Here is a 12,771-nt window from a genome sequence, read left to right as displayed (position 1 = left end):
AGTCTACTGTGGCTTGGAACCGGCGTCCGCGTCCTCCGTCACAGTCCCGGCCGCTGCGCGCAGGCGATGGGATAGGTCCAAGGCGAAGGTCCTGAATTCCTCAGGCTCGAGGATCTCGAAATCCATGTCCAAGGACGCCAGGTAGGCCGCAGGGGTAGCCAGGTTGTCCCAACCGGACCGCAGGATGGTGGCCTGGTCGCCGTCGGCCGTCAACGTCGCGTACTGGGGACTGACGACGGCGGCCACCTCGGCGAGCGGCGCCCGGAGCCGCACGACGACGTCGAACCTGTACGGCGAACGGGTGATGGACTGCTGTACGTAGGCTGCCAGGTCTTCTGCAGGCAACGGCCGTGGCGTGTACTTCTTGCGTTCCGTGGGCAGGGAAGCAAAGCGGTCGGCCCGGAATGTCCGCCAATCTTCGCGCTCCAGGTCCCAGGCCACCAGGTACCAGCGGCGGCCGGTGTCCACCAGCCTGTAGGGTTCCACCAGCCGACGCGCCGAATCGCCGTCGGACCTGACGTACTCGAAGGAAATCTGCCGCCTGTCCGAGATCGCGGCCGAAACAACGGTCAACTGTTGCGGATCGACGCTCGCTGCATTGCTGGGAAGGGTGGTTACGGCCGCCTTCAACATGGCGAACTTAGGGCGAAGCCTGGAGGGCAGGACCTGTTCCAGCTTTGCCAACGCACGCACCGAGGCTTCCCCGATTCCGGCCACCGGGCCTGCGGCAACCGAATTCAAGCCTAAGGCGACGGCCAACGCTTCGTTGTCGTCCAGGAGGAGCGGTGGGAGCTGCGCACCTGCGCCGAGCTGGTAGCCGCCGGCGATTCCGGGGGTGGCATGAATGGGGTAGCCGAGGTTGCGGAGCTTGTCGATGTCGCGGCGCACTGTCCGTTCGGTGACGCCCATGCGGTCAGCCAGGTCTGGTCCGGTCCACTCCCGGCGAACCTGCAACAGCGACAAGAGTTGGAGGAGCCGGGCTGAGGTTTGGATCATGCAAGCGAATCTAGTCCATGCCGCCGCCGGACGGGTCCGGAACGTAGGGACGCCCGCCGTTCGGGGAATCCTGCAGAATTCCGCGAAGGGTCGAGCGTCGATCAAAGAATGGATGAGGGTGGGTTGCAGGTTGGATGGCAGGGCCGTTGGATTCCTCAGTAGATGCGGGGATTCCAATACGGGCTGCTTGGAGCGTCGAAAGCGCTCCACGGTTCCTTGGAGTTGATCGGCGGGTTGTGGCCGCGGCCATCCTTCAACAGGGCTGAAACGGTGGCCGCGACGGCGGTGAGGAGGACGATGAAGAGGATGATTCCGAAGATTTCCATGCCTCCAGCCTGCTCCTGTGGCGGACTAAGAAACAGTGGCAGAAATGCCCCATTTAGATAATTTTCTGCCACACTGGATATATGTTGAAATCAGTGGCGGTGATCGTTGTCCCCAACTTCTCGATCTTCGAATTCGGCACGGCTTTCGAAGTGTTCGGCATTGACAGGACGGACCGGGGCGCCGGAGTTCCGGGCTTCGATTTCCGGGTCTGTGCCCCGGAACCGGGCGATATCCGGATGAAGTCGGGACTCTCCCTGCATGTGGAGAACGGTCTTGAGGCTGCAGCCGATGCGGACCTCGTGATCATGACGCCTTTCGGCCGGGACCAAGAGCTACCCGAGTCCGTGCTGGAGGCCCTGCGCGCGGCACATGCGCGGGGAGCATGGGTCATGTCCATCTGTTCAGGGGCTTACGCGCTGGCCCGCGCCGGTTTGTTGGACGGGCGCCGCTGCACCACCCACTGGCACTACTCCCAGGACCTCGCAGCGCGCTACCCGGAGATCATCGTGGACGAGAATGTCCTTTACGTCCAGGACGGCACCATCATCACCAGCGCAGGCACGGCAGCCGGAATCGATGCGTGCCTTCACCTGGTCCGCGTCGAGCTGGGAGCCAACGTCGCCGCGGCCATCGCCCGCGACATGGTGGTTCCACCGCACCGCGACGGCGGCCAGGCCCAGTTCATCGACCGTCCCATGCCCCAATGCGGATCAGCGCCCATGGAGGAACTCCTTCGCTGGATGGTGCAGCACCTTGACCACGAGCACAGCGTCAACGACCTCGCCGCCCGGCTCCACATGTCTCCCCGCACGTTCGCGCGCCGGTTCCGTGCGGAAACCGGAGCAACACCCGCCGCATGGCTGAATTCCCAACGCGTGCTAAGGGCCCAGGAACTGCTGGAGAGTACGGAACTGAACATCGACGAGATCGCCCGCGAGGCAGGGTTTGGGCATTCGGTACTTCTCCGGCACCACTTCACCAAGGTGCTGGACACGAGCCCACAGAGCTATCGCCGGGCGTTCCGCGGTCAGTTGGCCGAGGCCATCTAGCCTTCGCATCAGCGCCGACCGCCCCGCGTCCCGCGTGACTCCGAGCCCTCAGCCTTGGCGCACTCCACCAGTTCCTGCCACGGGCCCGTAACGGCCCGCTCGGGGAGGGTGGCGCGGCGTTGGCCGGCCCTGATCGAGTACATGAAGCGATCCGGTTCGTTCAGCGTGCGGTCCATGGCCTGTGCCTCGTCCCAGGGGCACGCCTCAACGATCGGAACCCACCGTTCCTTCTCGTCGGAAGACACGGCCTCGACGATCCAGACGCGCGTCATCGCCGCGATTCCTCCACTGCGTTGGACGGTGATCTTCATGACCCGGCTGCTTCTCGCTTGACCTTCAGATGCCAGTCACCCGGCGGGTCTGAACACGGCCGTGGGTCCCGCCAGCTGACTAAACCTTGACCTTCACAGTGTCCCACGCCTTCAGGACGGCGTCATGCTCCGCTGAACCCGCACCGAACAGTTCTTCTGCCGTAGCGGCCGTGGTCCTGGCAAATTTTCCGAAGGTGCAGGTCGCGGGCAACGACCCACTGGTCAACGTGCCGTACCAAATCTGGCCGGGAGCCTCCCAGGCGTTGCCTCCCAAAGCTGCGCTAACCAGGTAGAAGGCCCTGTTGGGGATGCCCGAGTTGATGTGCACACCGCCGTTGTCGGCACTGGTCCTGACGTACGTGTCCATGGAGTCCGGCTGGGGGTCCTTGCCCAGGACGTCGTCGTCGTATGCGGTACCGGGCGCCTTCATGGAGCGAAGAGCGGCACCCTGAACCTGATCGGTAAAGAGGCCCTCGCCGATAAGCCAACTGGCCTGCTCAACGGATTCCTTCTTGGCGAACTGCTCCACGAGCACCCCGAAGACGTCCGACATCGACTCGTTGAGGGCCCCGGCCTGGTTGCGGTAGGCGAGATTGGCGGTGTATTGGGTCACGCCGTGGGCCAGCTCGTGGCCGATAACGCTCACGGACTTGGTGAAGCGCTGGAAGATCTGGCCGTCCCCATCGCCGAAGACCATTTGGCTTCCATCCCAGAAGGCATTGTCGTACAGCTTGCCGTAGTGAACGGATGCGTCGAGGGGGAGACCGGCGTCGTCGATGGAATCCCGGCCGAAGATCTCGCCGTATAGCCGGTGGGTGTTTCCCAAGCCTTCATAGGCCTCGTCCGCGGCGGGGTCTCCGACCTCCGGGGCGCCTTCCTTCCGGACGACACGGCCCGGCAGCGTCTCCAGGCTCCCGGCGTCGTAGATGGTCCGCTTCGGCGGCCCGGGCTTGGCTTGGCGGGCGCTGGGCGGTGCCGCTGGAAGGGGCGCCGTCCGAATGGCCTGCAGGTCCTTGATGTGCAGAAGGGATTCCTTGGCCGCCCGGGCAACTGCCCGCAGGCGCGGTTCGTTTTGCGCAGCAATCCTACGGAGCATGTACGGCGGGACGATTGAGCAAATCACGGCAAACCCCTTTGGCTATGGACTATGACCATCTGGGATCAGCCTAGGAGCAGGGGCGGACAAAATAGTGTTGGAGACCCGGCAAGCCCCGAAGTGATAGTGGGTAACCGGGAGACAAAAATACCCCGCCAGCAGGGCTGGCGGGGTATTTCGTTGTGCCCTCGATAGGATTCGAACCTACGGCCTTCTGCTCCGGAGGCAGACGCTCTATCCCCTGAGCTACGAGGGCATCCAGGGTTCCCTCCGTTGCCGGTGGGACGTCCTAGAGCTTAGCAGCCACTGACCCGCAAATGAAAACCGCAACCCCGCGTTGGTGAGGACTTGTTCAGTACCCCGCGAATGAGTCCACATGAACGCGTCGGGCACCTGCACCGCGGGCGGCCGCCCGCAGCGAGTCCACGCTTGAGGGCGAACCGGAGACAAACACCTCCCGTTCGTCGATATCCGGCACCAGCTCCTTCAGGCGCCCTGCATCGATCCGTGACGTTCCGGCGTCGTGCATGAATTCCGGGGGAGTGGAACCGTCCGCGAGCCGGGCAATAACTTTCGCCCCTGAGGCTTCCAGCTGGCTGGTTCCGGCCAATTCGGCGTTGCTTTTGGCGAGGTACAGCACCACCGTGTCCCGCTGTCCCGCGTCGGACGCAAGCTGCGACAGGAACGGCGTGATCCCGATCCCTGCCGCCACCAGCAGGACTGGTTTGCCGGCGTCGTGCGGGAGGAGGAAGTCACCACCCACCGCCGTCGCGGAGACGGTATCTCCGGGACTAAGCGCCAACAATGCCTTTTTGGCTGTGGACAACGGCTCAGCCGTGCCGACGCCGAACGTCACCTCCGCCGCGCCCGGCGGGTTGGTCATGCTGAAGACCCGGCGACGACCCTTCCCATCGGAGCCGGAATGCGGCAGGTTCAATTCCATGAACTGGCCTGCGGCGAACCTGACAGGCCGCTGAGGTTCGAACCTGAACTCCGTGCTCCCCGGCGTCAAAGCACGCGAACCCTTGAAGACCAGCTCGACACCGCCCCGCTGGCCCAGGAAGAACGCGATGAGGTTGCCAAGCAGCAACGCCAATTCCGGGGAGTTGGCAACGAAACCGAGGTTGTAGGGGACAGCAAAGACAACACCCACGACGGCGGCAAGCGCCAACTGCTGCCAGCGTCGGGGAGGAAGGGTGAGTGGCTCCGAAAGCATGAATCCCACGAAAAACAGCAAGGGACGCTGAGCCAGGGGCTGCCACAGGGCCTGTCCGAACGTCATGCCGCGGCTCAGGAGTTCAGTGGTGATGATCCCGGTGGCGGCTATCAGGAACACCGTGGCCATGAGCATCTTCCAGGTGCGGTACAGGACGACCAGCACCCCGGGCACCAGGAGCCAGAGCATCGCCGGAGTCGCAGCCCACCAGGTCGCGATGTTCAGGCCCGTCAGGCCAGCCAGGAAAGCACCGGCCGCGGCCGGGTTGAAGATGTGCCGGCCACGGAAAGCCAGCCCGTACTTGGAAACGCTCGCCAACACGCAGGCCAGCGCCACCCCGGCCATGTCAGTTGCCCCGAACGCCGGCCAGAACAGGAAGTACAGCAGAAGCCCTGTGATGAGCGAGGACTCCGAGTGCGGCCTGACACGGAACACCAAGGCCAGCAGGCGGTTGGACAAGTACGTCAGGCCAACGCAGAGGACCAGGTGCACCAGCATCTCCGGGATGCCGAACGTCAGCCAACCCAGCACGTTCAGGACCATGCTGTAGGCAACCAGGATGCCAAGGACCCAGAGAATCAAGCGGTACATGGTGAAGCGGCCCAACCAGGTATCCAGTCGGGACTTAGCGGCAATCATGAAAACAGTCTCCCCTCAAATACCGCCGAATACGTGGCAGCACCCGCCGATGACACCTTGAGCCACGAGAACTCAAACTCGTCCTCCAACGGCCCCGGATCCACCATGAACAATGCCGTGGCCAGCGCATCCGCCTCCAAGGCGCTCGCAGCCATGGTCCACGTCGCAACAGTGGTCTCGATGGGCCTGCCAGTGGCGCCATCCAGTACATGGTGCAGCCCATCACCCCAGGCGCGTCTGTTGGATGCCGAGGCGCACAACGCGGAGTTGGCCAGTTCCACGGTGCCAATGGCCTGCTTTGGGTTGTACGGGTGCTCCAACGCAACGATGACCGGATGCGTACCGGCATGCAGCATGTCGCCGCTGCCGTCCACCAGGAAATCGGTATGGCCGGAAGCCTGCAGGACGTCCCCCAGGAGATCCACCAACTGGCCCTTCCCCGCGGCGCCGACGTCCAGGACCACTGGTTTGGTGACCATGAGTTCCCGGCCTGTCCACTCCAGGGTGCCTTCCCACGGGGGTGGGGCCTGCGGGCTGCCCGAGGTTGCCAAGGTGTAAACGGCGTCGTAGCCGAGCCGCTCAAGGCTGCTCCCGATAAGCGGCGTCATCCTTCCACCACTGAGCCGGTACAGGGCCGAATAGACCCTGTGCAAGCCACGTGCGTGATCAGGAAGCGTGATGCGCCCAGGGCTGCGGGACAGGCTGGACACCAGCGAGTCCGGCCGGAACCGGGACCACACTTCGTCGTAAGCCGAAACTGTGTCAAGCAATTGGTTCCGGACCCCGGCGGCCAGGGCGTCCGGCGTCGAAATTTCCCACTGGGTACCGATCCCCTCGAAGCCGAAAAGGCTCCAGCCTGGGTGCGGCATGGCTGCTACTTGGCCTGGGACTTGATCTGTTCCACGGCATCGTTGAAGCCGCCGGAGGTCAGGGACGAACCAGCCACCTTGGAGACGTTCAGTTCATCGATGTCCTTACCGACAATCTGGCCCGCGATGCCACTGGCAAATTCGCCTTGGAACTTTTTGGTGTTCGGATTCGAGGGATGCGTTGTGATGTTGACCGCAGTGACCTTGTCCGCAGCCAGCGTCAGCTCTACGCCAACCGTTTCCTGGCCGTTCGGGGAGGTATAGGTTCCATCCGCGCTGTAGGTGCCGTCCTTGTAGCTGGACTGCCCGCCGGCTGCGGCAGCCTGTGACGACGGAGCGGTGGTTGAGACCTGGCCGCCGTTCTGGGCAGCGGGAGTCTCCACGGACGGTGATTCGGCTTTGGGGGCGCAGGCTGCGGCCGTCCCGATGATGGAGAGGCCGGCAAATCCAACGTAGAGGCTCTTCCGGAGTGGCGTAGTCATGGTTCTACTCGTTTCAACTGGACGTTCGACTGGACCGGTATGCATAAGGGGCAATGACTCCAAAGTCCTTGCTTGTCCGGGGAGGCCGCTCGGGCCGTCCCCTTACGTGTTCATAACGTTGAAATGAGCCTAATGGTTCAGTCTGTGCCGGCCGCCAGTCGAACCTGTGCCAAGGCTGTGTCGAAAGTATCCACATACGGCAGCCTCAATTCCGCGACTTTGCGGGCCCCCGGTAGGCTAGATCCGTGACTCCCGAAGAACTCTCTGCTGCCATATCCGCCTGCCTCAAGGACGCCGTCTCTGCCGGCGAAATCGCGTTGACGGAAACGTCCGTGCCAGACGCCGTGCGGGTGGAGCGACCCAAGAACCGGGACCACGGAGACTGGGCCACCAATATTGCGTTGCAGTTGTCCAAGCAGGCCGGCATGAATCCCCGCGAATTCGCCACCATCCTCAGCAACCGGCTGCAGGCCATTCCCGGGGTAACGGGCGTTGATATCGCCGGTCCCGGCTTCCTTAACATCACAGTCGATGCCGCTGCGGCCGGTGCCTTGGCCAAAGCCATTGTTGAGGCCGGTACCAGCTATGGGACAAACCAGGCCCTCGCGGGCCGCGTGGTCAACATGGAATTCGTTTCAGCCAATCCCACCGGTCCTTTGCACATCGGGCACACACGCTGGGCTGCCTTGGGCGATTCGATCGCCCGTGTCCTCCGGGCTTCCGGTGCCGACGTCACCGCCGAGTACTACATCAACGACGCCGGTTCGCAGATGAACGTCTTCGCCAACTCCGTGCTTTCGCGGCTGCGCGGCCGTGGAGTCCCCGAAGGCGGCTACCCGGGCGAGTACATCCGGGAACTCGGCGACGAGGTTCTGAAAGCCCACCCGGATGTCCGCGAACTGACGGACGAGGCTGCGCTGCCGGTCATCCGCGCTGCGGCCTACGAGGCCCAGATGGCGGACATCAAGACCACGCTGGCCGGGTTTGGCGTGGAGTTCGATGTCTTCTTCTCCGAGAAGGAACTGCACGACGCCGGTGCGATCGAATCCGCCGTGGCGCGCCTTCGCGAGCAGGGCCACGTGTTCGACGACGGCGGTGCCGTCTGGTTGCGCACCACCGATTTCGGCGACGACAAAGACCGCGTCATGATCCGTGCCAACGGCGAACCGACCTACTTTGCAGCGGACGCCGCGTACTACCTGTCCAAGAAGGACCGCGGGTTCACCGAGAAGATCTACCTGCTCGGCGCGGACCACCACGGGTACATCAACCGTTTGAAGGCCATTGCCGCGTGTGCCGGTGACGACCCCGAAGTCAACATTGAGGTCCTGATCGGCCAGCTGGTGTCCGTCAACGGCGCCAAGCTGTCCAAGCGTGCGGGCAACATCATTGAGCTCAAGGACCTCATTTCCTGGCTCGGCAAGGACGCTGTCCGCTACTCCCTGGCCCGCTTCCCCGCAGATTCCCCCCTGACTCTGGACCCGGAACTGTTAAAGAAGCACAGCAACGAGAACCCAGTGTTCTACGTGCAGTACGCCCACGCCCGCTCCCGCGGTACGGCACGGAACGCCGAGGAGGCCGGCGTGGACCGTTCTGTCTTCGACGCGTCGCTGCTGGACCACGCCACGGAAAACGAGTTGCTCTCCTATTTGGGCAGCTACCCGTCGATCGTTGCGAAAGCTGCCGAACTGCGGGAACCCCACCGGGTGGCCCGCCACCTCGAGGTCATCGCCGGCGCCTACCACCGCTGGTACGACGCCTGCCGTGTCTCGCCGCAGGGCGACGAACCCGTCCAGGACGTCAACCGCACCCGCCTGTGGTTGAACGACGCCACCAGCCAGGTGCTGGCCAACGGACTCGAACTGCTGGGCGTCTCGGCGCCGGAACGGATGTAGGGCCATGAACACAAACGCTGCACACGCTTCACCGCTCGCTCCGGATTGGTTGGCCGTCCCCGAAGACCTCAACGCCCTGCAGTCACCCATGTGGGCTGCTGGCGTGGAGAAGAACGACGCCGGTGAGGTCACCATCGACGGCCTTGCCGTCAGTGCGCTGAAGGAACAATTCGGTACACCGCTGTTCGTCATGAGCGAGTCGGATTTCCGATCCCGCGCCCGGGCGTTCAAGGATGCCTTCGACGAAGCTTTCGCTGACATCTGCGGGGGAGTGGACGTCTACTACGCAGGTAAGTCCTTCCTGTGCACTGCAGTGGCCACTTGGGTGGCTGAAGAGGGCCTCCGCCTGGACACCTGTTCCGGGGGTGAGCTTGCAGTTGCCGCCCGCGCGGGGATCGAGGGTCCCAACCTTGGGCTGCACGGCAACAACAAATCCGACGCGGAAATCAACCGTGCCCTGGACATGTCCCTTGGCCGGATCGTGGTGGATAGCCTCGATGAACTGGAACGGGTGGCAAAGATCGCCTCCAGCCGGGGCGAAACAGCCAAAGTCATGCTGCGGCTGACCCCGGGCGTTCACGCCCACACCCATGAGTTCATTGCCACTGCCCACGAGGACCAGAAGTTCGGCCTCTCCATGGCGGGGGACTCCACCGAGGAAGCAGGGCTCTCGGCAGCAGAAGAAGCAGTGGCTGCGGCCACCGCCTACGACAGCATCGAGCTGTTGGGCCTGCACTGCCACATCGGCTCACAGATTTTCGAGCCTGACGGCTTTGCCTTGGCTGCGGAGAAACTCCTCGGTTTTCTTGCCGCCATGCAGGCGAAATACTCCATCACGCTTCCCGAACTCGACCTCGGCGGAGGCTACGGCATCGCCTACACGCCTGTGGACACGCCCCGGCCGGCCGCGGAGATCGCGCAGGCCATGGCCGACGTCGTTCGTTCCACGTGTGCCCAACTGGGCATCACTGCGCCACGGATCTCCATCGAACCAGGACGCGCAATTGTGGGAAGCAGTACCTTCACGCTCTATGAAGTTGGCACGCTCAAAACGGTCCGCGTCGACGCCCCGGAGAGTGAAACGGGGGAGGAGAACGTTACGTATCCGCGACGCTATGTGTCGGTGGACGGCGGGATGAGCGATAACGCCCGTCCGGTGCTGTACGACGCGGATTATTCGGCAATTTTGGCTTCACGCGACTCCACGGCCGTTCCGCAGCTGTCCCGCGTAGTGGGCAAACATTGCGAGAGCGGCGACATAGTTGTTAGAGATGTATATCTGCCCGCGGATGTGGCAGCCGGTGATTTGCTCGCAGTACCGGGTACCGGCGCCTACTGCTGGGCCCTCTCCAGCAATTACAACTACCTGGCCCGGCCTGGCGTTGTCGCTGTACGCGACGGAGCCGCCCGGCTGATTGTCCGCGGGGAAACCGAAGAAGATCTCTTGAACCGCGACATGGGAGTGGCGAATGTCTGAAGTGCAAACCTTGAAGGTGGCCCTGCTGGGCTGTGGCAACGTTGGGGCCCAGGTTGCGCGGATTCTGATTGACGACGCCGAAGCCTTGGCCGCCCGCAGCGGAGCTCGACTGGAACTTTCGGGCATTGCCGTGCGCACCATCGATGCACCGCGCGACGTCGAGCTGCCCCGTGAACTGTTCACCACTGATGCCGACACCCTGGTCAAGGATGCGGACCTCGTCATCGAACTCATGGGCGGCATTGAGCCTGCCCGTTCCCTGATCCTGACGGCCATCCAGAACGGTGCCTGCGTGGTTACCGGCAATAAGGCGTTGCTCGCCCAGGACGGCCCCACCCTCTACGAAGAGGCTGACAAGGCAGGCGTCCAGCTCTCCTACGAAGCGGCCGTGGCCGGCGCGATTCCCATCCTGCGCCCCATCCGCGACAGCCTGTCGGGCGACCGCATCACCCGGGTGCTGGGCATCGTCAATGGCACCACCAACTTCATCCTCGACCAGATGGACACCACCGGCGCACAGTTCGCTGACGCCCTGGCTGAAGCCCAGCGGCTTGGGTACGCAGAAGCGGACCCTACTGCCGACGTCGAAGGTCACGATGCCGCCGCCAAGGCAGCCATCCTGGCGTCCCTGTCCTTCCACACCCGCTTCTCCTTGGACGATGTCTACTGCGAAGGCATCACCAAGGTCAGTGCTGCGGACATCGCCTCGGCCAAGGAGGCGGGCTTTGTCATCAAGTTGCTCGCCATTGCCGAAAAGATTGAGTCTTCGGATAACGGCAGCGGTATTTCGGTGCGGGTACACCCCACCCTCCTGCCCCGTGAGCACCCGTTGGCCGCCGTTCGAGGAGCCTTCAACGCGGTGTTCATTGAGGCCGAAAACGCCGGCGAACTGATGTTCTACGGCCAGGGCGCCGGGGGTACCCCCACCGCCTCCGCCGTGCTGGGCGATCTCGTCTCCGCAGCCCGCCGCCTCGTGCTGGGTGGCCCGGGCCGAACGGAAACCACCACGGGGCACGTCCCTGCGCTGCCTATCGATGCCTCGAACACGAGTTACTACATTGGCCTCGATGTCGCCGACCAGGCGGGCGTCCTGGCCCGCATTGCGCACATCTTTGCCGAGCACGGCGTGTCCATCGAGACCATGCGCCAGACAATCCACCGCGACGCGGCCTCCAAGGTCGAGTCGGCGGAGCTGAAAATCGTGACGCACCGTGCATCCGAAGCTGCACTCGCAGCAACCGTCGAAGCCGTAAAGGGCCTTGACGTCATCAATTCTGTGACATCCGTACTGCGGGTAGAAGGGGTCTAAGTGGCTCACCAATGGCGCGGAGTAATCCGCGAATACGCTGATCGTTTGCCCGTAACGGAAGCCACCAAGGTCATCACCCTCGGCGAGGGCGGTACTCCGCTCGTTCACGCGCAGAAGCTCTCCGAGCTCACCGGCTCAGAGGTGTACCTCAAGGTTGAGGGCATGAACCCCACGGGTTCCTTCAAGGACCGTGGCATGACCATGGCCATGACTGCGGCAGTGGAAGCCGGTGCAAAAGCCGTTGTCTGTGCCTCTACTGGCAACACCTCCGCTTCGGCGGCGGCCTACGCAACCGCCGCAGGGCTCAAATGCGCAGTGCTCGTCCCCGAAGGCAAGATCTCCATGGGCAAGCTGAGCCAGGCCATCGCGCACGGCGCCACCTTGCTCCAGGTGGATGGCAACTTTGACAACTGCCTGGACATCGCCCGCAAGCTCGGCGAGGCCTACCCGGTCTTCCTGGTGAACTCCGTCAATCCGGCGCGTATCCAGGGCCAGAAGACCGGTGCATTCGAAGTGGTTGACTCGCTGGGCGACGCCCCCGACATCCATGTGCTTCCCGTCGGCAACGCCGGCAACATCAGCGCCTACTGGAAGGGCTACAAGGAGTACTCCGCGCCCTTCGAGACCGCCAACGGAACGCTTCCCGCCGTCTCCACCAAGACCCCCATCATGTGGGGCTTCCAGGCTGCAGGTGCCGCGCCCTTCGTGGCAGGGCACCCCATCACCGAGCCTGACACCATCGCCACTGCCATCCGCATCGGCAACCCGGCGTCGTGGGACACCGCTGTAGCGGCCCGCGACGAATCAGGCGGACTGATCGAGGCCGTCACCGATGAGGAGATCCTGGCGGCACACCGTTGGTTGTCCGCCAAGGAAGGTGTCTTCGTCGAACCCGGCTCCGCAGCCGGCGTTGCTGGCCTGATCAAGAAGCACGCGGCGGGCGAGGTTCCTTCGGGCAAGACCATCGTCATCACCGTCACCGGTCATGGCCTCAAGGATCCGCAGTGGGCCCTTCGCACCGAAGACGGCAGCGATGTCCAGCCCGTCAAGGTGCCGAACGACGTCGTCACCGTTGCCGCAGAACTGGGACTGGAAGAAAACTAAG

12 protein-coding genes and 1 tRNA gene are annotated in these 12,771 nt (G+C 63.6%); 5 read left to right on the top strand and 8 right to left on the bottom strand.

All coding sequences use genetic code 11. The features are described from left to right. Positions 1–3 precede the first annotated feature (3 nt). Positions 4–996 carry a helix-turn-helix transcriptional regulator gene (locus AC5RU9_RS00910; RefSeq protein ID WP_494014993.1) on the bottom strand — a complete coding sequence of 331 codons (993 nt, stop codon included), beginning with the start codon at positions 994–996 and terminating at the stop codon, positions 4–6. A gap of 155 nt (positions 997–1,151) precedes the next feature. Next, positions 1,152–1,322: a hypothetical protein gene (locus AC5RU9_RS00905; protein WP_309994503.1), complete on the bottom strand. Its 171-nt coding sequence runs from the start codon at positions 1,320–1,322 to the stop codon at positions 1,152–1,154. A gap of 81 nt (positions 1,323–1,403) precedes the next feature. Here AC5RU9_RS00905 and AC5RU9_RS00900 point away from each other — a divergent pair, with 81 nt between their 5' ends. Further along, on the top strand, positions 1,404–2,372 hold the full coding sequence (locus AC5RU9_RS00900; protein WP_494014992.1) for a GlxA family transcriptional regulator: 969 nt from the start codon (positions 1,404–1,406) through the stop codon (positions 2,370–2,372). An 8-nt stretch (positions 2,373–2,380) separates the two neighbouring features. Here AC5RU9_RS00900 and AC5RU9_RS00895 read toward each other — a convergent pair whose 3' ends face one another. The 6 genes from AC5RU9_RS00895 to AC5RU9_RS00870 form a co-directional block, all read right to left on the bottom strand. Beyond that, positions 2,381–2,683, bottom strand: coding sequence for a protealysin inhibitor emfourin (locus tag AC5RU9_RS00895; RefSeq protein ID WP_494014991.1), 303 nt, complete (start codon positions 2,681–2,683; stop codon positions 2,381–2,383). 79 nt (positions 2,684–2,762) lie between these two features. Next, positions 2,763–3,779 carry a M4 family metallopeptidase gene (locus tag AC5RU9_RS00890; RefSeq protein WP_494015458.1) on the bottom strand — a complete coding sequence of 339 codons (1,017 nt, stop codon included), beginning with the start codon at positions 3,777–3,779 and terminating at the stop codon, positions 2,763–2,765. A gap of 183 nt (positions 3,780–3,962) precedes the next feature. After that, a tRNA-Arg gene (locus AC5RU9_RS00885) sits at positions 3,963–4,035 on the bottom strand. A gap of 96 nt (positions 4,036–4,131) precedes the next feature. After that, positions 4,132–5,634 carry an FAD-dependent oxidoreductase gene (locus AC5RU9_RS00880; protein WP_494014990.1) on the bottom strand — a complete coding sequence of 501 codons (1,503 nt, stop codon included), beginning with the start codon at positions 5,632–5,634 and terminating at the stop codon, positions 4,132–4,134. Continuing rightward, the gene (locus AC5RU9_RS00875; RefSeq protein WP_494014989.1) at positions 5,631–6,503 is read right to left on the bottom strand and encodes an FAD:protein FMN transferase; all 873 of its coding nucleotides are present in this window, start codon (positions 6,501–6,503) and stop codon (positions 5,631–5,633) included. Before AC5RU9_RS00875 ends, AC5RU9_RS00880 begins: the two co-directional genes overlap by 4 nt. A gap of 5 nt (positions 6,504–6,508) precedes the next feature. Beyond that, positions 6,509–6,985, bottom strand: a complete 477-nt coding sequence (locus AC5RU9_RS00870; RefSeq protein WP_494014988.1) for an FMN-binding protein — start codon at positions 6,983–6,985, stop codon at positions 6,509–6,511. A gap of 245 nt (positions 6,986–7,230) precedes the next feature. Here AC5RU9_RS00870 and argS point away from each other — a divergent pair, with 245 nt between their 5' ends. Genes argS through thrC form a run of 4 tightly spaced genes read left to right on the top strand, consistent with a single transcriptional unit; the run spans position 7,231 to position 12,770 of the window. Then, a complete protein-coding gene (gene argS / locus AC5RU9_RS00865) occupies positions 7,231–8,880 on the top strand; it encodes an arginine--tRNA ligase (RefSeq protein ID WP_494014987.1) in 1,650 nt (549 codons plus the stop codon). A gap of 4 nt (positions 8,881–8,884) precedes the next feature. Continuing rightward, positions 8,885–10,357 (top strand): diaminopimelate decarboxylase, encoded by a 1,473-nt coding sequence (gene lysA, locus AC5RU9_RS00860; RefSeq protein WP_494014986.1) that lies wholly within the window; start codon positions 8,885–8,887, stop codon positions 10,355–10,357. Next, positions 10,350–11,666 (top strand): homoserine dehydrogenase, encoded by a 1,317-nt coding sequence (locus AC5RU9_RS00855; protein WP_211711533.1) that lies wholly within the window; start codon positions 10,350–10,352, stop codon positions 11,664–11,666. The genes lysA and AC5RU9_RS00855 overlap by 8 nt, the downstream gene beginning before the upstream one ends. Next, positions 11,667–12,770 (top strand): threonine synthase, encoded by a 1,104-nt coding sequence (thrC, locus tag AC5RU9_RS00850; RefSeq protein ID WP_211711534.1) that lies wholly within the window; start codon positions 11,667–11,669, stop codon positions 12,768–12,770. It begins immediately after the preceding gene. Position 12,771 lies beyond the last annotated feature (1 nt).

This window comes from Arthrobacter sp. B0316-5-4 (assembly GCF_059090325.1).
Note: the sequence above shows the minus strand (reverse complement) of the source record. Positions and strands in the feature narration are given on the sequence as shown.

Bases quoted from the DNA above. Each gene is read 5' to 3' on its own strand.
- AC5RU9_RS00870 (WP_494014988.1), bottom strand. From the start codon at position 6,985: ATGACTACGCCACTCCGGAAGAGCCTCTACGTTGGATTTGCCGGCCTC.
- AC5RU9_RS00895 (WP_494014991.1), bottom strand. From the start codon at position 2,683: ATGAAGATCACCGTCCAACGCAGTGGAGGAATCGCGGCGATGACGCGC.
- AC5RU9_RS00880 (WP_494014990.1), bottom strand. From the start codon at position 5,634: ATGATTGCCGCTAAGTCCCGACTGGATACCTGGTTGGGCCGCTTCACC.
- AC5RU9_RS00890 (WP_494015458.1), bottom strand. From the start codon at position 3,779: ATGCTCCGTAGGATTGCTGCGCAAAACGAACCGCGCCTGCGGGCAGTT.
- lysA (WP_494014986.1), top strand. From the start codon at position 8,885: ATGAACACAAACGCTGCACACGCTTCACCGCTCGCTCCGGATTGGTTG.
- AC5RU9_RS00855 (WP_211711533.1), top strand. From the start codon at position 10,350: ATGTCTGAAGTGCAAACCTTGAAGGTGGCCCTGCTGGGCTGTGGCAAC.
- AC5RU9_RS00910 (WP_494014993.1), bottom strand. From the start codon at position 996: ATGATCCAAACCTCAGCCCGGCTCCTCCAACTCTTGTCGCTGTTGCAG.
- AC5RU9_RS00905 (WP_309994503.1), bottom strand. From the start codon at position 1,322: ATGGAAATCTTCGGAATCATCCTCTTCATCGTCCTCCTCACCGCCGTC.
- AC5RU9_RS00875 (WP_494014989.1), bottom strand. From the start codon at position 6,503: ATGCCGCACCCAGGCTGGAGCCTTTTCGGCTTCGAGGGGATCGGTACC.
- AC5RU9_RS00900 (WP_494014992.1), top strand. From the start codon at position 1,404: ATGTTGAAATCAGTGGCGGTGATCGTTGTCCCCAACTTCTCGATCTTC.